Source organism: Paenibacillus sp. NRS-1760 (genome assembly GCF_050467785.1).
Lineage (GTDB): Bacteria > Bacillota > Bacilli > Paenibacillales > Paenibacillaceae > Pristimantibacillus.
The window spans coordinates 115,032-136,765 of record NZ_JBITPK010000013.1 but is presented as its reverse complement, the minus strand read 5'-3'; the positions used below and the strand labels follow the sequence as shown (position 1 = coordinate 136,765).

At 42.5% G+C, this 21,734-nt stretch carries 17 protein-coding genes; 5 read left to right on the top strand and 12 right to left on the bottom strand.

What is annotated here, in order from left to right; genetic code table 11:
• Positions 1-292 precede the first annotated feature (292 nt).
• Positions 293-1,204: an NAD-dependent epimerase/dehydratase family protein gene (locus ACIFSR_RS16220; RefSeq protein ID WP_430058336.1), complete on the top strand. Its 912-nt coding sequence runs from the start codon at positions 293-295 to the stop codon at positions 1,202-1,204.
• A gap of 60 nt (positions 1,205-1,264) precedes the next feature.
• On the opposite strand, the gene ACIFSR_RS16215 is transcribed toward ACIFSR_RS16220, so the two are convergent.
• Positions 1,265-1,903 (bottom strand): class I SAM-dependent methyltransferase, encoded by a 639-nt coding sequence (locus ACIFSR_RS16215; protein ID WP_430058334.1) that lies wholly within the window; start codon positions 1,901-1,903, stop codon positions 1,265-1,267.
• Positions 1,904-2,027: 124 nt separating this feature from the next.
• Here ACIFSR_RS16215 and ACIFSR_RS16210 point away from each other — a divergent pair, with 124 nt between their 5' ends.
• Genes ACIFSR_RS16210 through ACIFSR_RS16200 form a run of 3 tightly spaced genes read left to right on the top strand, consistent with a single transcriptional unit; the run spans position 2,028 to position 3,466 of the window.
• The gene (locus ACIFSR_RS16210; RefSeq protein WP_339203094.1) at positions 2,028-2,486 is read left to right on the top strand and encodes a hypothetical protein; all 459 of its coding nucleotides are present in this window, start codon (positions 2,028-2,030) and stop codon (positions 2,484-2,486) included.
• A gap of 26 nt (positions 2,487-2,512) precedes the next feature.
• Positions 2,513-2,962: a hypothetical protein gene (locus ACIFSR_RS16205; protein WP_076265539.1), complete on the top strand. Its 450-nt coding sequence runs from the start codon at positions 2,513-2,515 to the stop codon at positions 2,960-2,962.
• 45 nt (positions 2,963-3,007) lie between these two features.
• Positions 3,008-3,466, top strand: coding sequence for a hypothetical protein (locus ACIFSR_RS16200; protein ID WP_430058331.1), 459 nt, complete (start codon positions 3,008-3,010; stop codon positions 3,464-3,466).
• A gap of 87 nt (positions 3,467-3,553) precedes the next feature.
• On the opposite strand, the gene ACIFSR_RS16195 is transcribed toward ACIFSR_RS16200, so the two are convergent.
• The 5 genes from ACIFSR_RS16195 to ACIFSR_RS16175 are packed head-to-tail and all read right to left on the bottom strand — an operon-like array spanning position 3,554 to position 9,681.
• Positions 3,554-4,789 (bottom strand): sialidase family protein, encoded by a 1,236-nt coding sequence (locus ACIFSR_RS16195; RefSeq protein WP_430058329.1) that lies wholly within the window; start codon positions 4,787-4,789, stop codon positions 3,554-3,556.
• Between the two features lie 25 nt (positions 4,790-4,814).
• Positions 4,815-6,173 carry a glycosyltransferase family 4 protein gene (locus ACIFSR_RS16190; RefSeq protein WP_430058327.1) on the bottom strand — a complete coding sequence of 453 codons (1,359 nt, stop codon included), beginning with the start codon at positions 6,171-6,173 and terminating at the stop codon, positions 4,815-4,817.
• Positions 6,170-7,390: a glycosyltransferase family 4 protein gene (locus ACIFSR_RS16185; RefSeq protein ID WP_430058324.1), complete on the bottom strand. Its 1,221-nt coding sequence runs from the start codon at positions 7,388-7,390 to the stop codon at positions 6,170-6,172. Before ACIFSR_RS16185 ends, ACIFSR_RS16190 begins: the two co-directional genes overlap by 4 nt.
• Before the next feature lie 34 nt (positions 7,391-7,424).
• On the bottom strand, positions 7,425-8,387 hold the full coding sequence (locus ACIFSR_RS16180; protein WP_430058321.1) for an NAD-dependent epimerase/dehydratase family protein: 963 nt from the start codon (positions 8,385-8,387) through the stop codon (positions 7,425-7,427).
• Between the two features lie 16 nt (positions 8,388-8,403).
• The gene (locus tag ACIFSR_RS16175) at positions 8,404-9,681 is read right to left on the bottom strand and encodes a nucleotide sugar dehydrogenase (protein ID WP_339203104.1); all 1,278 of its coding nucleotides are present in this window, start codon (positions 9,679-9,681) and stop codon (positions 8,404-8,406) included.
• Positions 9,682-9,947: 266 nt separating this feature from the next.
• Here ACIFSR_RS16175 and ACIFSR_RS16170 point away from each other — a divergent pair, with 266 nt between their 5' ends.
• Positions 9,948-11,366, top strand: a complete 1,419-nt coding sequence (locus tag ACIFSR_RS16170) for a glycosyltransferase family 4 protein (RefSeq protein WP_430058318.1) — start codon at positions 9,948-9,950, stop codon at positions 11,364-11,366.
• 351 nt (positions 11,367-11,717) lie between these two features.
• Here ACIFSR_RS16170 and ACIFSR_RS16165 read toward each other — a convergent pair whose 3' ends face one another.
• The 6 genes from ACIFSR_RS16165 to ACIFSR_RS16140 all read right to left on the bottom strand — a co-directional run bounded on the left by ACIFSR_RS16165 (position 11,718) and on the right by ACIFSR_RS16140 (position 21,430).
• Positions 11,718-12,083, bottom strand: a complete 366-nt coding sequence (locus ACIFSR_RS16165) for a CatA-like O-acetyltransferase (protein ID WP_430059304.1) — start codon at positions 12,081-12,083, stop codon at positions 11,718-11,720.
• Between the two features lie 758 nt (positions 12,084-12,841).
• Positions 12,842-15,466 (bottom strand): glycoside hydrolase family 3 C-terminal domain-containing protein, encoded by a 2,625-nt coding sequence (locus ACIFSR_RS16160; protein WP_430058316.1) that lies wholly within the window; start codon positions 15,464-15,466, stop codon positions 12,842-12,844.
• Positions 15,467-15,969: 503 nt separating this feature from the next.
• Positions 15,970-16,347, bottom strand: a complete 378-nt coding sequence (locus ACIFSR_RS16155; protein WP_430058314.1) for a hypothetical protein — start codon at positions 16,345-16,347, stop codon at positions 15,970-15,972.
• A gap of 246 nt (positions 16,348-16,593) precedes the next feature.
• Positions 16,594-17,895: an ABC transporter substrate-binding protein gene (locus ACIFSR_RS16150; protein WP_430058311.1), complete on the bottom strand. Its 1,302-nt coding sequence runs from the start codon at positions 17,893-17,895 to the stop codon at positions 16,594-16,596.
• Positions 17,896-18,074: 179 nt separating this feature from the next.
• Entirely contained in the window at positions 18,075-19,865 is a 1,791-nt protein-coding gene (locus tag ACIFSR_RS16145) for a cache domain-containing sensor histidine kinase (RefSeq protein ID WP_339203110.1), read from the bottom strand.
• On the bottom strand, positions 19,862-21,430 hold the full coding sequence (locus ACIFSR_RS16140) for a response regulator transcription factor (RefSeq protein WP_430058308.1): 1,569 nt from the start codon (positions 21,428-21,430) through the stop codon (positions 19,862-19,864). Before ACIFSR_RS16140 ends, ACIFSR_RS16145 begins: the two co-directional genes overlap by 4 nt.
• Positions 21,431-21,734 lie beyond the last annotated feature (304 nt).

Genomic DNA, 21,734 nt, shown 5'->3' with positions numbered 1-21,734 from the left:
GCTTCTTCCGTTAGCTCGTAAAAGTGTTACCCGAAAAAAAGTTCTTCGTATCAGCCGATTTATCTTCCACTAGGAGAGGCATACTTCATGTCGCTCCTTTTTCTGTTGATCTAGACAAGAAAATATACGCGGAACTAGTTCAGTTAACTTGCTATGGGCATATATAACCTCTTGACCAAAATTAGATGAAATATTAGCTGTCAAATTGGCTATAACCTAGGGTATGAATACATATTCCAATCCCTTTTTTATGCATATGATGAATCAAAACGTCATAGTGGGGAGTTGTGTTATGAAAGCTTTGGTTACAGGAGGTGCAGGTTTTATTGGTTCCCATCTTACAGATATGCTTATCGATAGTGGCGCTGAGGTACACATTATCGACAATCTTACAACTGGATCAATAAAATATGTAAATCCTGCAGCAACATTGCATATTGAAGATATAAACAGTGATTCATCTTCTCAAATCATTCAAACAGTCAAGCCTGATGTTGTGTTTCATATGGCTGCTCAGGTTGATGTTCAACGTTCGATAGCCGACCCTGCATTCGACGCTAACGTAAATATCGTTGGTACCGTGCGGCTTATTCATGCTTGCAAGCAAGCTGGCGTCGAAAAAATCATATTCTCCTCTACCTCGGCCGTATATGGTGTCTCAAAAAAAGAACGTGCATCGGAGGATGCATTACCTTCTCCGATTTCCTATTATGGTTTATCCAAACATGCAAGCGAGTGCTATATTCGATTGTTTCATGAATTGAACGGCATTAACTACACGATATTACGTTATAGCAACGTATATGGTCCTCGTCAAACTGCAAAAGGTGAAGGTGGCGTTATTGCCATATTTATGAGCAACCTGCATAAGGGGCTTCCGCTTTTTGTGCATGGCAGCGGCAATCAAAATCGCGATTTTATTTTTGTGCAAGATGTTGTAAGAGCAAATATAGCTGCGAGCCGTCAAGGGAATCAAGAAACGATCAACATAAGTACAGCCTTGCCTACTTCGATTAATAACTTAGTGCATAGGTTAAATATGATTCACGGCTCAGCCATAGATGTTGCACATGGCCCAGAGCGGCCAGGTGATATTATGGACAGCTGTCTCGATAATTTGAAAGCTGAACAAATATTGGGTTGGCGGCCGAAAGTTAGCTTAATCGAAGGATTAACACAAACTTATGAGTATTACCGTAAATAATAGGCTAAAGCGGCGATCGTTTCTAGGCATTCAGCCTGAGAGCGATCGCCTATTTTTTATTCATTTCATGGCAACAAGAACCGTTGTAAAACCATCATCACGGCCTATAATAAGCTCATACGTCTCATTATCTTGTGTACATACCTGTTGGATACGAAAGCCACAATCCGTCAACAAGCTGGACAATTCATTAGGTTGATAATGGCGATAGTGATGAGGATTCACACCACCTAGGAAGTACGGATTGTTCAAATGCGGAATAACCTTTTCATTTGGTGCTGAGATAAGAAGAATGCCGTTTAATTTAAGAGAATCATAAAGCTTCTGGACGAATGACCGATCATCCTTCATATGCTCGACGGTTTCGAAGCAGGTAATAACATCGAACTTTTGGATAGGAAGTTCTTCTTGAAACAATCCAGATAAATCGCTTTTCACATAAACGGTTTTGTCGCAGTAGAAATGATCAATCGCCCAATTTAATGCATGATCCGATCGATCCACACCGACAGTCAGTGTGCAAGCAGAGTTTGTAGCCAAGTAATGAGTGCCATACCCTGAGCCGCAAGCCGCATCCAATATATAATCTCCACGACGAATGTAGTTCAATGCAAAATGATATCGATAATGATGATCCATCATGACATCGTGGAAGGACGTCGCGTACATTCGTTCCATCTTCGTAATTTCGTCATCCATTCTCTTTCCTCCAATAACCAAAAAAATCAAACCTTTAAACGGGTACATCTATCCGTGTCCGCAATGTGAATCTATGAATCTACTATAATGTAATATTCAATTGAACAGGAAAGGAGCTGCGTAAATGGCTCAATTGATTGATTTTGCATCACAAGAAGTTTCTATCGGACAAATGTCGCTTCCTCTTAATTTGCCAGCTGGCACAGAAGTTTTGCTGACCTCTATCTTTCTTAATATCGCTAATGCAAATGTGGAAGTGGAACTGTCTGCTACCGTCGGCTGGGAGGCTCAACTATCACTGCTGCCCCTTGTTCCTGAGGTCATCTTCCGTATCCGCCGCGGTGGATTCACACCCGCTAGCACGCTCATCTTTCAGACTACAGATTCCGTTTTTCTCGGAGCTGGCAACTTGATACCGGTACTGACTTCTGACTTGACTACATCCCTTCAGCGTTCCGACTCTCCTGATACCCCAGCAATTGCAGGAACCTATCAACAGTATTTTTTAACCGCGCAACTGAGCGGCACGGGTGGGGCGACAATTATTGGACCCGTTACATTATTAGGATCAATTATCGGGTAATTTACGATTAAAAAGGAGTTGAGAGTATGGCATTTTTAGTTGATTTTGCGTCACAAGAGGTGAAGCAAAACACACAGTCATTACCATTATTGCTGGCTGCCGGTACCGAAACGTTATTAACATCCGTATTTCTTAATGTCACGAGCACAAGCAATAAATTAGTATTGCAAGCTACGGTCGGTTGGCAAGCTGAATTACTTTTGCTTCCGATTGTACCCAAGCTCACATTCCGCATCCGACGCGGGGGTTCTACGGTGGCATTCCCTGAGGTCTATCAAACAACAGATTCGGAATTTTTAGGAACAGGCGGGTTAATCTCGAACATCATAACAACAACTTTAAATCACGTAGAATCGCCTGATCAAAGCCTTGTCGGTTCGTTTCAACAATACTTTTTGACTGTGCAAAGCAATGGACTCGGAACGATTACGGTAGTTGGTCCGGTTACGTTAATGGGTACAACGATTGGCTTTTAAATATCCCAATTCATGCTTTTTTCAATAGGAAAGGAGGTGAAAGCTATGGCTGTAATCATTAATGACTACCAGTTTCAAGAAGTTCCCGTTGGAACAGGGTCTCTCCCCCTTTCTATTTCTCCCGGTTCGGAAGTGCTGCTGACATCTATCTTTCTTCAAGTTACTAATGTAAACAACCGGATTGAGTTAAAAGCAACCATCGGCTGGGAGGCGCAATTACTGGTCCTGAATATCGTACCGAAGCTTCTCTTCCGCATTCGTCGCGGCGGAACGAGTGCCCCCGCGACGGTTGTCTTCCAAACGACTGATTCCGTATTTTTAGGAACCGCAAGTGAAGGTCCATGGGTACCGCTCGATTTCACGACTTCTTTCCAACACACCGAGACGGCTATTCCTGCTATCGTTGGCACATTCCAGCAATACGCATTAACTGTTGAACATATCGGTCAAAACGTTGCTACGATTACTGGTCCAGTTCATTTGGACGGTACCGTTCTTCTATAACACAATAGTCCGATACCTTTACCGTTTCTATACTAAGCAGTATGGCGAATTGATTTCCGTTAGGCTGGAAATCAATTCGCTCTTTGTTTAGATATCCTCGAAAATGTTCTGTGATCCCGTCCGTGTGTCCATCCAGACAATGAGTGCTGCGCCAGTTGCTTTTACAATTAGGTCGTTATAATCACCAATCGATGGTGTTGGAGTGCCTAATGACGGGTCCGCATTCGGATCGAAGGAGACGCTTGTCACACGAAGATTAGGCGCAAACGACGAACCGGCATTGTTTGATTCAGCTAAAAACACATCGATTAACGAGTTGCTTACACGGTTCGTATAGTACATCACCTTCACCCCGCCATTATCACGCGATACCGTTAAATTGGGCAAAATATTTTGCGATCCTGCCGGGCTATCATCTACTTGAATTGGCGTTGACCATGAAACGCCTTTGTCAGTCGACCGCGAGAGAAATATATGTGCAGAACCTGTACGGTTGTCTTGCCAAGCAGCATAGACGATGCCTTCTCCGTTAAATGGCGAGATATCTACGGCTAAATAAGCAATCGTCAAGACGCGAAAACCAAAGGTTGGTACAGGAAGAGGGGTTGGAACTAACGAGACTGTCGATATGGTAATAATAGGACCATAAGTCACTCCCCCATCATCTGATCTGCGCATAAGAAATTGCGGCGTTCCTGGACCATATTGCATCCATCCGACATAAATTTCGCCTGCGGGGCCAATTGCGATACTCGATCCAAAATTCGAAACATCTTGAACTTGATTTGTTAACAGAAAGGGAGTAGACCAGGTTAACCCTTGGTCTAGTGATCGCGAAATCAATGTTTCAGAGCTTTGGAAATTGTTGAAATAACGTGTAAACGCAACATATGCTTGACCAAGATACGGACTGCCATTCGACGTATCTATGCGTATAGACGGCTTGTCGTTATATACAGCGGTGCCAAACCCTTGGTTTACAATGATTGGGGTTGAGAAGGAGGCGCCATTGTTCGTCGAGCGGTACACGATAATGGACGAGTCCCGTACAGGGTTCACATTCAAAGCTGTCGCAGCAACAAGAAACAGATTAGGATAACCGTACGCAGCCACACCATCACCTGATGCCGCGAACCCCACTGGAGGGGAATTCAGCATCTCCGTGTATGATGCACCGCCATTGATTGACCGGTAGATCGTCGTCATGTTATTTCCTGAACGCAGATCATTCGTTGTTACGATGACAGTAGATTGATCCAGTGAATTTAGAGCGATGGATGGTTCTTGTTGTGGACCTGATGGGGTGATTTGTATATTGGCCATGTGATCTTTCCTTTCAGATAGTTTTTTATTTTCCTTGATATAGAACGGAACCAACAATATGATCATCAACAATTGAAAAGGATTGCGGAATGTACATATTGTACATTTCTCTTAATGAAGAGCTTATCCATGCCCCATGTCTTCCATCATGTTTCGGAGGATGTGTTACTTTTCGTATACGCTGTTTATTCAAGAGCTGTTCATAAAGATGTGTGGTTAGCTGCTCCATGGTCGTTAGTGACCATCGTTTCACGCCCCATTTGTAACCATTAGCTGCAAGCTTATTGCGAAGCTTATGATCATCCAGCAGTGCATTCAAGCAGTGTGACAATTCGTCACTGTCCCCAGCTTTTGCAACCAATCCCGTATGATTGTGTTTCACCATTTCCGGAATACCGCCAGCATTGGAAACAACGAGTGGCTTATGTGCAATCTGCGCTTCCATGACAGTAAACGGATGATTGTCATTTAAGCTTGCGAGCACGACGATATCAGACTGCTTAATCAATGACGGAACGTCATTTCTGCTGCCCGTAAAAATGACGTGACTAGCTAAGCCCAAGCGGTTTGCTTTCGACTCTAACTCTGACCGAAGATTCCCATCACCAACGAGTAGACATATCCAATCATTTCTTATTTGTTTGAGAGTATACAGAGCATCTAGTAAACAGCTGTGCCCTTTTACTTTGTCAAATCGCGCAGGACAGATGATGACATTCGCTGCATCCGGTATCTTAAAGGTAGAGCGTTCATTCATCCGTTGCAAATATAGCTCCACGTTCATCCCATATGGGATAACCTCCATATGCTGAGAAGGCACCATATAACCAACGAGCGTATCATGCAGCCATTTCGTCGGAACAATGGTCAAATCGCTTGAGGTTGCGCCATAATACTCCCGAGCACATGCATACTTCCAAATCGTATCGGACGGCAATTTCCCTTCGAGCGATACCCAGTAGTCAGTTGAGAGGCATCCATGGATTGTACTTATTAATGGTATCTCTTCCGGTTTAATTTGCCATAGTGCTCGGGATGAAATGACATCCTGAGTATGAATCAAATCATAATTTCCAAGTCCAAAATAAGATGCTGCAAGGGCATAAGAGCAGAACTCAATTTCCTGTTCTACAATCCATGGATCAATTAGCGACTGGTATGGAGCGTAGATCGCTCGTATTTCGCCTTCGACGAGCCGTTTAAATCTCTCTTTCTCTACCCGCTCACCAGTATTAGCCATATAATAGCTATTTTCATCCGGATGCCTAGCGAACACATCCACCTCATGACCTAGTCGTTCCAAGCTTGCTTTTAAATCTTGAATATAGACCCAAACCCCTCCAACATGGGGGATCAGCCAGTACGTTGCAAGTAAAATTTTCAATTTACTTCACCTCGCTTGACTTGAAGCGCCTTTTCGTACAGCTGTAAAGTTCGATCGCACATCGTATCCAACGACCATTTTTTGAGTCCATAAGATCTGGCTTTATTGGCCAGACGTTTTCGAAGAGAGTCATCATTGAATAGTTTATGAATTTGGCTGCATAACAAATCTGCTCGACCGGCCGGCACTAATAAACCGTTCTCTCCATGAGTAATCATTTCTGGAATACCTCCTACTGCTGAAGCAATGATCGGTTTCCCCATTGCTTGCGATTCCATGACCACGAACGGAAAATTATCATGAATGCTTGGCACTACAACGTAATCCGCTTCCTTCAATAGAGCTGCCATATCGTTCCGATGTCCAAGAAACTTGACATGGCCCTCCAGATTATACTGGTACATCACTTGTTCAAGACTATCCCGCAGCGGTCCGTCTCCGATCAACCAACATATCCAATCCGAACGGTTCTTTAACAGCAATGAAAGTGCATGGAATAAAACATCATGGCCTTTCACCTGATCTAGACGCGCGGGACAGACCAACAGCTTCACCCCTTCTGGTTTAGTCGTTATTATTCCATTAGTAGATTTATGGAGGAAAGATAACGTATCGAATCCATATGGAATAACATCCATTTGTATATCATTCATGAGCCCAGTTGATTCATATTGTTGTTTAAGCCATTTGGAAGGGTAAATATTCCAATCACCAACCATGCTTCCATAATGATCGAGCGCATTTCCCCATTGTTCAGATAGGGTATCATCAGAAATATAACCTTGAAGCCTCCATTCGGCTTCTAGTTTCCCGTGAAGGGTTACAATAAGAGGTGTAGTTCGCGGCTTAACTTCAGATACTCCAATCGCAGAGATCACATCTTGCGCATGAATCAGGTCATATTCCTTTAAGGAAAATTCGGATAATGCTTGACGGAAAGCGATTCGTTCCCCGTCCATTGCTGCCAACCAAGAATTATAATTCAATGATTTCTCATTGAACCGAAGACCCATATACTGCATGATCGGAGTTAATACAGCTTGCTTATCAATCGACTTACCTTTATCGACAACGTGGTAATTCTGCCCAGTTTCGTTATGAGAGAGGATATCGACCTCATGCCCCCTATCTTCAAGTCCTTTCCTGAGTGCCAATACATAAGTGGATACTCCACCTGTATATGGAACACACCAATATGAAACAAGTGCAATTTTCATCCGTCACCCCTCTTTCAGCCAAAAGGAACAAAAATCATATATGATTTCGATACCAGTCTATTGTTCTCATAAGTCCTTCTTCCAACTTCACGGAAGGTCTATAGCCAAGCAAAGTTTGTGATCTTGTTAAGTCCGGCTCTCGTGCCGGTATATCCTCATAACCCGCGCCATAAGCTTCATCATACGTTTTGGACACGATAGAAGATTTCGAATTGCTAAGAGAAACAATCAAGTTTGCAAGTTCCCTAATCGAGATAGAGCGGTTCGTACCGATATTGAATGCAAGTCCGTTAGCTTCCGGCTTGAGTGCTGCTAAAGTACCAGAGATCGTATCATCTACATAAGTGAAACAACGTTTTTGACACCCATCTCCATAAACCTCAAGTAGCTCTCCCTTCAAGGCTGCCTTAATGAATTGTGCTACAACACCGCCATATTGCGAATTTGTTTGCCTAGGTCCGTATGCGTTGAAATACCGAAGCACGTTAACTGGCAGTCCCTTTTGGGCATAAGCAAAGCACATATGCTCATCCAGCGACTTCGCCGTTGCATAGCACCAACGATGAACAGATGGAGCACCATAGATACGTCCGGACATTTCGTGAAAAGGCAGCTCCTCATTTTTTCCATATATTTCGGATGTTGAAGCAAAAATGACTTTGACATGACGCGGATATGCTAATTCAAGTACATTGCGTGTACCGTCAATGTTGCCTTCTATAACTTTAATGGGATCATCTACCGTATTTTTAACGCCTAGAACAGCCGCTAAGTGGTAAACAACATCAGCTTTGGCAATCAATTTCTTCATCACCACTCGATCCATTACTGAGCCTTGGATAAGTGTGTGACGTTTATGGTTTTGGAGATGAGATAAAAATTCCGGCCGCCCATTCGAGAAATCATCTATTGTCCAAACGGTGTGGCCTTCCTCCAGCAAACGCTCAACTAAATGTGAGCCGATAAAACCTGCGCCACCAGTTACTACTATTTTCATTGAAATCCCCCCTCTTTTAAAGTAAGATGACGTTTTTACGGTCTGCAACTTTGCTTGTAGCATTGCGTGTATCTATGACAACAGGTGTGTGTTTCACAAATAGCTCGTAAGGAATATTCGAATGATCCGTTAAAATTAACGTACAATCAATATTTCTCATATTTCGTGCCGTAAGCGGGACTGCATGAAGCACAGTTTCGCCAATTTTCAGTTCATTTACATACGGGTCAAAATAATCTACCTTAACTCCGGATTCTAGCAGTTGCTCTATAATGTGCAGCGCGATGGACTCTCGCAGATCATTTACATCTTTCTTATACGTAACCCCGATGACAAGTACATTGCATTCCTTTAGCTCTTTAGGACGCAAAGTCTTTGCAACCCGTTCTACTATTAAACTAGGCATATCCTCATTTACCTGACGGCAAAGCTCAATAAAAGGCAGATCAATATGGTGTTCCCTCGACTTCCACAACAAATATAATGGGTCAACCGGTATACAATGTCCGCCAACGCCAGGACCTGGATAATATTTCGTAAAGCCATATGGCTTTGTACCTGCTGCCTCGATCACTTCCCATAGGCTTATATCCAGCTCCTCGCATATCTTCAACAGACTGTTCATAAAGGAGATATTCAAATAACGCTGACTGTTCTCGAGCAGCTTCGTCATTTCGGCAACTCGCGGTGAAGACACGACGACCATGCGTTTAAACACTGCTTCATATACTTCCTTGGCATACGATGTGCATGATGGCGTTACGCCTCCGATAACTTTGGGGATATGCTCCAATTCCCATTTCGAACCGGGATCAATTCGTTCTGGTGAATATGCGAGCGAAATTTCTCTGCCTACTAGGAGACCAGTGGACTCCAAAATCGGCTTAAGCAGCTCCTCACAAGTTCCCGGGTACGTAGAACTTTCCAATACAATGAGTTGACCTCTTCGCAAATGTGGAAGCAAATTTTGTGCAGCTCCAATCACATATTTCAAATCAGGTTGATCATGATCATCTAGCGGCGTAGGCACACAAATGATTATGACATCGACTTTCTCGATGACATTGAAGGTAGTCCCAACATGAAAACTATTTTTACTGAAAAGATTTCGAATCTCGTTTTTCTTATAGTCAGACAAATAGGATTGACGCTTGTTTAACATATTGATTTTTCGTTCATCAGTATCAATGCCATAAACCGTATTTCCTTTCTCAAGAAACAACTCAGCCAATGGCAAGCCAACGTACCCTAACCCAATAATACCAATTTTATAATTAGTAGCATGCTCTTTCACTCTTTCAACTCCTTTGACTAATCTTCTAGCATCATACGAAAATTAATCAAAATCGCATTAGATAAAAGTCTATATTTTACAGAAATAGTAGAATGTCACGAAGTTTATAAGATTTTGAGGATATTGAATTATACCGACTAGATGCAATCGTTGATTGATAATCGCCTGTAATGATACAAGAGAAAAATAGGTGGATGTACGTTAACATTATTGTAATAGACTCATATGATAGTGGAATGACAGACAAATTGACCGGAGGGGAACAAATGCGAATACTAATCGCCTGCAGCTGGTCTCTACCTCATGCAGGTGGCGTAAATACGTATGTCAATCAGTTGTCAAAAGGATTACAGCTCGCAGGGCATCACGTAGATATATTCTCCCCGACGCCGGATGGACAGGGATTCCATGTCCCAGGAAAAAGCTTATTCATTGATAAAAGCAAACTAACATCTCTTATTGCCGATCAGACTAGTCTCTATATGAATCACTATTTGCCCGGAACTGATCCATGGATAACTAGCACCGAAATTGAGCGGTATTGTATTGAAGCAGCTGCCTTGTACTTCGACTTATCCGATTATGACATTATCCATGCACAGGACATTGTTAGCGCACATGCGTTGTCACGTGTTAAATCTCCTAAAACTCCTTTAGTAACGACAATTCATGGCTGTCTCACCAAAGAGTGGCTTGTTAAGTTGAAAGAATTGGGGTTACTGGAACAAGACACAAATACCCCGCTTTGGCACTATTCGGCCATACGTGAAAATTTGGGTGCAACCGTCAGTGATGTAACAATCTCGCCCTCGCAGTGGTTAAAAGATGTTTTAGTAAATGAATTTTCTGTTCCAGAACATAGTATTACAGTCAGCCATTATGGTTTTGACATTGACGAGTTTCTTCAAAACATGAATCGAGAATCAAATGTTACAAGACCTGCTGAGAAGAAAGTATTTATGTGCCCTGCACGCTTTGATGTTGTGAAAGGTCAAATTCATCTCATCTATGCACTAGCCAAACTAAAAGAAGAACGTACGGATTGGATTTGTTGGTTCGTAGGAGATGGTTTTCTTCGTGAAGAAATAACGCAAACTGCCAATAATCTCGGTCTTACTGATCACGTTATCTTTATGGGAAACCGCGAGGATGTTCCTGAATTGCTTCGACAAGCTGATTTTGTCGTCCTGCCCAGCATGCAGGATAACCAGCCATTTGCCATTATCGAAGCACAAATTGCAGGCAAGCCAGTCATCACTTCAGACGCTGGTGGTATTCCAGAAATGGTAACCCACTCATCGACTGGACTTGTATTTCATGCTGGAGATAGAGATCAGCTGTTTCATTGCTTAAGATCAGCCTTAGATGAAGATGATTCAACATCACTGATTGAGCTGGCAAATCATGCAAAGAGATGGGGAGAGGAACATTGGTCATTGCATGCGATGACTGAACGTGTCATCGATTTGTATAATCTCGCGAAAAGCAAGCATCCAGAAATCGATAACGAAATTAGTTTGCAACCTATACAACCTACACAAATTATACAACCTATACAACCTGTTCAACGGAAGAAAAAGAAAGGAAGAAGTAAATGGCGCATCTTACGAAGAAGAAGATATCTAATCGCATTAAAAATAAGAAAACGAAAAAACAGAAAAAGAAGACTCGCAAAAAGAAGATAATTAAACGAATGCTTAAAAAAGCAAGTCGAAGATCAATACTTTTTAACCTGAGAAGACCAGAATTGCTAACTGCTCATAATTTACAGCAGATGATCGATTCCAAATTCTCATCAGCCCATGATATTGAACAAAAAAACATCTGGAATCGTATTCTTCAATTAATGCCTATTGGATACACAATTCCCGATATGAGCATTGTGCAACCGCTTATGAATAAGCGTATAAATTAAGATTCTATATATAAGTAATTTCTTATTAGAATTAAGAATAGTTGCTGATAGATCGTATGAGCAGGCTGCCCTTTAGCTTAATAGAAACAAGGAGCAGCTACCGTAGTAGCTGCTCCTTGCTCTATTTAACCCGTGTAGTTTGGTAACCATGCAGCTCATTATACAGCACCCCGGCATGGTAACCGTCGCAAACGGCATGGTGGAATTGTCCTGATAATGGCAACAGTATTTTTTCGTCATGCTGAAAATATTTCCCCATTGTAAAGATGGGTAATAAATAGGTTCCCTCATTATAGATGTTCAGGTTAAAGCCAGTGAAGCTAACCCAAGGAATGCTAGAAATGGGGAAAGTGCCCGGTGGGTTGTTTGTTTTAGCGGCAAATTGTTTAACATTTCCGTACTTTTTTATGTCATCAAGATAACGACTGTAGAGATAGCCACAGGATGACACCACCTTTTGCTGAATACATTTAATTGTTAACCTTATGTTTTCATTTTGGTTAACAATAGAATGTAGCTAGTTTAGTAGACATAATTTTTCCTGTAAAGATCATCACTCCAGAAATTTTTAGAATCCAATTCAAACGTTTATACCGGATAAATACGATGCAAAAGTAAATTAGCTTTGTTCGAACGGTGGATTAAGAGTAAAAAAACTAGGATAGAAACCTACTAAGACAATAAAAAAACCACTTTAGAAAGTGGTTTGAGATCATGTTTAATTTTGTTTTACAAATTGATTTTCTGACCAACACGGCCGGCACTGAGCACTCTATAATTATCGAGCAAGCAGAGTCAACACATCATAATTGTCCATTAGTTCCTAATTCTATCCAGAATGTTGTTAACCTCATCCATCCCGTGACAATAGCGCAAGGTTCCGTTTTCTTCCGCTTTATAACATGATCACTCCGCTTTTCATCATTACGCTCATCGAAAAAGTCTAGTCCGGATTCCCTGAGCTAACTTCTACTTCATGATCGCCGGCAATCGCTTTAACCTCATGAGCAGTCACGGTGCGTTATGTAAATTATTGGGGGTCATTATAAAAAGTCAAAAGGTTTTTCTGATTTCGAAGCAATTTTTAATGAAAATCATGTTATTCCTATAAAATGGGGAGAAATACAGAGGTAAATGGAACCAAAAAAAGGGATACAGTTCCCTTGCTGCGTATAAAAAGAACACGCGGCAAATGAACTACCTCCCTAATTTCGAATCATACCAGCAGTGATAACTCATACATATTTATTTCCGAACGAAAAACTCTCCTGTTAGCGGAACGTCGCCCGAGTTTGGTCCGACCATTACCTCAAATTTACCCGGTTCCACAACCCAATCATGGCTTCTAGTAAGTGTACGGAGTTGTCTGTATCCCAGTGTAAGTGTGATGCGCTTTGTTTCGCCTATTTCAAGATGAATTCGCTTAAACCCTGCAAGCTCCTTGACTGGTCTGACCGTACTGCTGAATTCATCCCTAATATAAAGCTGAGCAACTTCCTCACCTGCGACATTTCCCGTATTAGTTACGTTAAACGATACATCCACTGTTCCATCCGGAGCAATTTCCCTTGCTGAAATGTCAAGATCCGAATACGCAAATGTTGTGTAACTCAGACCAAACCCGAATGGGTACAGTGGGAGCCAATCCATTTCAACATATTTATGTCCATAGAATGGTGTGCGGTTATAGTATACAGGTAGCTGACCAACCGATCTTGGGAAAGACATCGGAATACGACCAGCAGGATTGACATCTCCGAAAATAACCTCTGCAATAGCATTTCCGCCCTGCTCGCCAACAAACCATGCCTCTATAATCGCGTGCAGATGCTCTGCCTCCCATGTGATCGACATCGGACGTCCGTTTTGGAGGACAAGAACAACAGGCGTTCCTGTTTCATAAATTCTCTTGACGAGTTCAAGTTGTCTGCCCGGAAGATTAAGGTCCGCTCTGTCCAGGTTCTCTCCACTAGTCTGATCGTTGTCACCCACCGCTACAATAACAACATCCGCCTCTTGTGCTGCTTTAACCGCAGCGTCCATATAATCGTTGCCGAGGCTGTAACCGAGGATTACCCTTACCCCACGTGAATCATTGAGATACTCAACCTTAACATCGTACTCTTCGCCTTCGACAAATTTGAACGCAACCATCTGATTGGAGTCAAGGTCGCCCCAACCGTCAACAAGCAGCGTGCCGTCGATCCACAAACGCATGCTGTCCATGCTGCTGAGTCCAATGTAACCATCCACTGTATCGCACGGTTTAATTTTGCCTGTCCAACGAACGGTGAAGTTATCTGCGTTTACACCGTCAGCAGGTTTTGTGTAAATCCAGTTGAAGTTTATCTGTTTGTCATTTCGCACACAAACAGGATTTCCCTCAAAAGAAAGAGAATTGTAGTACTCACCTACAAGTCCGTCGTTGTCATCATTGTCCTTGAGCCATTTGCCCGGTATAGTCATTAAGTCGGACTCCAGAATTTCGCAGCCCTTGGCGTAGATAACTTCGGTCTTTTCCGAAACGATGTTTTGGATGCCTTTCAAAAGCGTAACCGCATGCTCAGGCACAACTGGGCTGCTGTAATCTCCGTAACGGGGAATATCCGCGCTTGGTCCAATCACTGCAATCTTGCCAATGTCTCTTTTGAGAGGAAGCGTATTTTTGCTGTTTTTCAACAGGCAGATCGACTTTCTTGCAACTTCGAGAGCCGTCTGTACGTGCTCCTCACTGTGCACAACTTTCGAAGAAAGTTCGATATCTGTATATGGATTTTCAAAGATTCCAACTGTAAATTTAACTGTAAGTACACGTCCAGCAGCTGTGTCTACTACTTTCTCGTCCACCTCACCTGATTTTACAAGGTCAATAATGCTGTCCTGGTATATATCATGCGGAAAGTCGTAAAGCTGCATGTCAACACCGGCTTCAAGACCCATTTTGATAGCTTCCCGATTGTTTTCAGCAACAAAGTGCATGGTATGCAGCATGGAGACAGCCGTCATATCCGCTCGTACGAAGCCCTTCATGCCCCACTTATCGCGAAGTACACCAGTAAGCAGCGAATGGTCGCTAGCTACAGGAGTGCCGTCAATAGAGTTATAGGAACACATTGTGTTCATTGCACCCGCTTGAAAAGCAGCCTCAAATACAGGCAGACAGTAAAATGCATTATCATGATGCCCCATCATGGCCGGAGCACAATTGTGTCCTCCCCTAGGAGCACCGTATCCTGTAAAGTGTTTGGGTTCCGACACTACGGCATCGGGTCTTGTAAGGTCATCCGTTTGAAGCCCTCTTACCATGTTCTCCGCGAACATAGACCCTAGATAAGGATCCTCTCCGTATCCTTCTTCCACTCGTCCCCATCGGATTTCCCTAGCTAGATCGAGAACAGGTGCCCAAACCTCATGTATACCAAAGCTGCGCGCTTCGGAAGCGATGACTCTCGCTTGTTTATATCCGAGTTCTGGCTCAAATGTTGATGCGAGTGCGACCTGCTGAGGGAGCACTGTACAGCCTTTCCACCCAAAACCGTGAAGTCCCTCTTCACTAAAGAGTACCGGAATCCCCCATCTTGAATTTTGGATGATATACTCCTGAATTTTATTAGCAGTCTCCGCTTTGGAATTTCGGTTTTGGATGCATCCGATTCCAATTCCAGCAGATACCTTTTCCATTTTTTCGTAGTTAAGCAAATCTGCATTTAAGCCTTCTACTGAATCGGAAATTTCATTTCCAGAATAAATATCAAGCTGTCTTACCTTTTCTTCAAGTGACATTCTCGATATAAGGTCCGCAACTCTTTCTTCAATAGGCAAGCTTGCATTCATATAAGGGTAATGTTGTAAGTCTTTTCTTGTGCTCATTGTTTTCTCCTTTTAGCTCTCTGAGTGCTTGATTCTTTCATTTGTTGGCTAAAGTATCTGTCAAACTTCAAGTGAACAAGATCACAAGCCTGAATGGCCATATTGCCCAGCCTGGAATAAGATCATAGCTGTATACCGAATTTCATAATTAAGGTTTTTTTCGTTGTCCTGAAGTTGAAACAACTTCTCCAGACTCTAAACTATCAGTCTATTAGTAAAAGCATATTCTTAGATGATAAACTCCCAAACCATATTAGTATTTGAACTAACAAGACTTAATTTTGCACTATGTGGACATGAATGGATAATCGGAGATACGGAAGCAATAGTGAATCATTAGAGTTTCGGAAATCGGCGTACTCAGAAAAAACAACCGTTCCCCTATTATGTATAGGAAAACGGTCGCCGCTTATTTTACTACTTCTTCCCCTGTCGTCACTCGGACGCTAACTAGAGGTTTCGGAGCGCCTTCGAACTTGCAACTAAAAGATCGAGGTTGTCCACTAGGCGCCAGCTTGTCTGGCAGCTTCCCACTTGCGTACGGATGTAAATACCGACTCGATGTTGCCGTTTCGCCTAAGCACCTGCATATCGGCAACTAAAGCAAAACCAGCGTTAAAACCTGCCGCTTTCGATAATACACACTCTATTTCATCAGGTGACGTTGCTTCGAACTGATCGGAAGCCGAACGAACAAGAAACCATCCAAGCATTGACGGAATGAAGTTACGAGCAAAAAACCGTTGGTTGGTGCGCCGCCATTCAAGCTGCCCTTCACGTGTTGCTGCACCCCAAGGCTCACCCCAATTGAACCGTGTGAATACATGCCACAAATAGTTCGGAACGACAATGCTAGCATCATTTATGATCTCTGATGACAATAGTCGGATCGTATATGCGAATCAAAGTGTAAAGTTGATGGCCTTCGACTTCAAGGAAATTATGAAATTGGCTGCTATGCAACAGGACTTGACGGGTACGGGGTGAATCGTTTTGTGAAAATGTGTTATGACGGCTGGGGAGAAGAAGTCATAAATTGATCATAGAAAAACTGCCCCCTAATTGTTAGATGGTGTCTAACAATTGGGGGGCAGTGGAGAGAAACTATGATATACAGTTGTGTGTATTTAGCGAATTTGAGTATCAGCTTGCATCTGCGCATCTTTCAGAACAGTATCCACATCTTTCCCGCCAAAATAAGCTTGCAGTGCAACAACAATAATATCCTCTATGGCGTAAGTGTTCATGCCGTAGTTGACGGTGGGGATCTTTGCGGTCCATGTTGCAAAATCAGATACGATTTTTTGGCCTTGAAAATATTCGTCTGCCGCAGAGTAAGCTTCTCCACTTGCCGCAGCCTTCAGGGTACCGATGACTCCAATCTTAGTATTTAGAGACTGATAGAGTTCAGCGTCGGAGGCAAACGTCTTTCCGAGAAACTCGGCAGCAGCTTCTTTTCCCTCCACATTCATTACATACCAAGAGCTGCCGCCAAGGCTTGATGCATGGACGGAGCCTTTTGCTACTGCAAGCTTAGGAAGCGGAGCTACTGCCCATTTTTGTGACTGAGAAGCTTCTGCTTTAATTGAAGGAGTAATCCAGTTACCGGTAGGTACGCTGGCGACTTCACCATGATTGAATGCACCAACAAATTGGCTCCAATCCGATATCACCTTCACAATGCCGGAATCCAGCATTTCTTTATACAATTCAATCGCCTCTTTTAAAGCGGCGTTGTCTGCAATGAACGGAGTCTTGCCATCCGCTGCTGTATACCATTGCCCAGCAGATTGCATCATCATGCGAATAAGTCCAAGATCGTTAGGGTCAAGGGTGAGCATGCTTTTGCCGGTCTTCTCTTTTACAGCTTTACCGATCTCGATATACTGCTTCCAGTCGATTTCTTCCATGTCAGCTAAGCTATAGCCCGCTTGCTCCAAATAATCTGTCCGTACATACATTCCGGTGACACCTGAATCAAACGGTACGCCGTATTGCTTACCATCAACACTGGTCGGATCAATCTTATAATCAGCGAAATTTTCGACTTTTACAGCGTCTGTCAATTCATAAAACGAATCCGGATACGCTTGCAAAAAGCTCTGTGCTCGATAATCCTCGATCAATACGATGTTAGGTAAACCTTTCGTTGAACCTGAATTCAACACGGTGTTCAGCTTTTGAACGATATCAGCCTGCGCGTTTTCCACGATGTTGATCAAGACATCCGAATGAACTTGTGAATATGCTTCTTTTGCTACACCCATGGCGGCAATGTTAAACGCCGGGTCCCACGCCCAAACAGTAATCTCTTTCGGATTGGATGTGCCTCCATCGCCCGAGCTTGTTAGACTGCCTTTCGTTCCACCAGACGAACATGCCGTCAAGAGAATAACGCTAGCAAGCAGAACGAAAACTAATTTTTTCAATTAATAATCCCCCTTGTAAAATAAAAAAAGATGAAAACGTTTTCCAATAACGCATCCATCTTAACACTTTGTGTACATATTCTTTTGTATTATCTTTGTTAGCTTTTGTGCTATTATTGGATCGTTTATTTACTTTTCATGACGTCTCTAGCACATTCTTTAGTTGTTTTGCACATTCTTTATTTATTAATTAATGGAATGTTAATTTTGATTTTAGTACCTTCTCCCCGTTTGCTTGTTATGTTAATCCCATAATTCTCCCCATACATTAATTTAATTCTGTCGTCTACATTACGTATGCCGATGCCGGAGAAAAATTGGCGTTTCCTCTTCGGCGTACGTATCTTCTCCACTTTCAGCTGCTTTTGCTCTATATCCATACCGTCTCCGTTATCCACAACCTCGCATACTAGTTGGTCCTCCTGCACGGCTATCATGATCAAAATACTTCCTTGTTCTTTAATGTTGAATCCGTGAAAGAAAGCATTTTCGATAAAAGGCTGGAGAATGAGCTTCGGTATGTGGTAATCCAAGCTGTCCGGCTCCACAAAATAATTCACGCGTATCTTCTCACTGTACCGCACATGATTGATATAGACATAATGCTTCATTGTCTCCAGTTCCTGACAAACAGGAATAGTGGACTCTACATCACTAACTGTATTTTGCAGTAGAGAGATAAGTGCATTAATTGTACCTGCTGCTTTTTCCTTATTACCCTGCAGCACCAAAAACTTTATTGATGCCAGCGTATTGTATAGAAAGTGCGGATTGATTTGCATTTGTAGTGCGGCCAGCTCTGCGTTACGCACTTGCTTTTGGGTTTCCAACAGTCGATCTACATAATCATGCAGTGCATCAAGCATATAATTAAAAGCGTTGCCCAGCTCTTTAACTTCATAACTGCTAGTAGCGATATCGATATGATTATCGAATCCACTCGTTGGAATATGTGACATTTGTTTAACGAGTACACGCAGGGACTTCGTCATTTTTCGGGTAATTAAAAATACGATAATAAGGGAAATCGCCACGATGACCATAATGGTCAACGTCACCGCTTCTGCATTCACCATCTGTCCGGTCACGGCTTTCTTGTCAATTAGATTTACCAGATAAAAATCAAACTCCGGCAAATATTCAGAAAACACAATTCGTTCATTACCCATGACGTAGGCGGATCCTTCATCTTCTTCTCCGAGCTGCTGAGCTGCTACTTCTGTATATAACGGCTTGTCCATCAGCCCAATCCGCTCGCTCCGATTGCTGGACACAATCAATCCGTTTTTATTTATCAACAACACGTCATTGCCTTCACTCGTAAAGTTAGCATAAAAAGATCTGAAATTGCGATCACGAATTGCGACATACAAGGTGCCGTAAAAACTACTTGTCTGTTGATCAAATAAAGCTTTGGAAGCCACAAGCACTTGCTCTTTCGCTATGCCTTTGTTATCACCAGCTGGATAGAGCTGGTACAAGATTTGCGCAGATTGGTCATTTGTTGCTTTCGTAACGGTGTGATTTTTCATTTCCTCGGCGAAAGTGGACCAATAATAAGCATCTGTTGAATAACTCCGACCATTCACGCCTATGATCATAATTCCAACGTCATAAGCGCTAAAGTTGGACCGAATCGCCTTCATGCCTTCTGTCATATGGTATGTTTCGGTGGCAAGTGATACTGCATCCGTCTCTTCGCCAGATAAATAGTTTCGGATAGAGGCATTTTGAGCTATCATCGCTGCTCCAGTAGCTACCGTGTAGTTGTAAGACTCAAGGTTGGTCTTCATCTGGTTCAGTAACTTGCTGTTAGTAATGCTGAACGTTTGAAAAAATAATTTCTCCGACATGCTGATCGTTATAGCTAGGGTTATTAGCGATACGGTAACGATGCTAATGAGCGTGACGAGAAACAACTTGAGGAACAAGCCCTGCTTTTTCAGCTTTAATGCAGCCTTTCTTATCATGACTCCTTTATCTCCTCCGAGAATTGTTTCCGATACTGGCTTGGCGATATGCCGGTATGCTTTTTAAACACCTTTGTAAAATAACTCTGGTCCGAATAGCCTACATTTGCACTGATTTCGGATATCGATTCTCCTGTCGTCAAGAGAAGCTCCATCGCTTTTTCCAACCGGACTTTGTTCAGGTATTCACTGAAACCTTCCTCATTATGAGTAGCAAAAAAGCTTGAAAGATACGAAGCATTGAAATGAAACTGCCTCGCCACTCCGGTCAGCGTGATCGGATCAGCGTAATGCTCATGAATATATTCAAGTAGATTAGATATATTTAGATTAAATAATGAGTTCGCCTTGCGAATCACATGTTCTGCCTCATGTATGAATTCTTCAGCAATAGCAATTGCGTCTTTGGCATACCTTGCTTCATCAATTTTTCGGAAGTAGTCGTATTTAGCGTCTTCTCCCCCAGGGGTTTCATACTTCATTTTCCCAAGTGTTGTCGTCACGTTAAATATGAAGTTACCCAAAAACGATTTGAATTCAAAAATTTCGGTGCGATAGTCCTTCGACCACAGATGCACAAATTCCAGAAAGCTCGTAAACGCCTTCTGGAATTGCTTGCGTCGCAGCTGTTCCGATAATTCGCCCATGTCATATTCTTGATACGCATCCGAGAGTCCCGGTAAATGATCATTTTCAATCAGGCTTCGTGTCGGCAGGTAAAAACTATATCTTGTAAGCTTCAAGTAATTGTTCCGATAAATCTCACCAAGGCGGTTAAAATCTTCGAAGCTTTGACTAAGTACGAATTGGGTACCGCTCTTAATCTCTGTCATTTCTGGGACGAGGCACCTGAGCTCCATGACCATTTCGACCCATTGCTCTGGATTCACATTGATTAAGAAAAGAATAGAATCGTTGTCAAACTTCAGCTGCATATAGGCTGCTTTGTCCTTGCTGAGCTTACGCAGCCCTCTATCTATTTGGCTTGCGAAAGTCACCTTATCATCAGAATCTTTAATATGGTGCATGTCCGTACCGAAAATTGCAAAACGCCTGTATGGAAACTTCGAATGCACCAACCCAGGATCTTGCGAAGCCTCGTAACCGCTCATTAGCTTCTCGATTATTCGTGTAAGCTGTTTTTCCTCCATATCAATTCCTTGATCACCCATCTGCGTCCCAACCATTTTGGCAGTTGTTTTATTTAAGATCGATAACAGGTATTCGGCTTCCAACTTCGGCTTTAGGATATAATCCGCCACTCCGCTCTGAAAGGTGGAGCGAACGTAGCCGTATTCACTGAAGCTGCTTAAGACGATCACCTCAATTTGAGGGTACTTCGCCTTCACCCGCTTAACAAATTCCTCACCGTCCATAACTGGCATTACGATGTCTGTTAGAATGACATGAGGGTTGACCTCATCAACCAAATCCAAAGCTTCAAGACCATTCGAAGCCTCAGCGACGATTCGGTATCCCTCTTGTTCCCAATCTAGAAGGTGCTTGACTCCTTGCCTAACAAGCATCTCGTCATCAACAATCATAATCTTATATATTGGTTTCATTTCTGCCCCCTTGCAGCTTTTCAACCTATAATTATTACACTACGACATGATTTCAATCTAAAAAACCCTGAAAATTACCAGGGCATACAGAACCTATTTGACTATCTTTTCAAAGCCTTTGTTAATGTGAAAATGATAGGTAATCGTCTTGATATTCGTATCACTCCTCTAAACTTGGTAATTGTACTTAGTGTAGAGGAATTTTAAACTAGCATCCATGTATGCATGTATTCAGATCATGTATAATTGTACAATTCACTCGTGAGATTTAATGAAAAAATGGTAATTTAATGTATATAAGGAC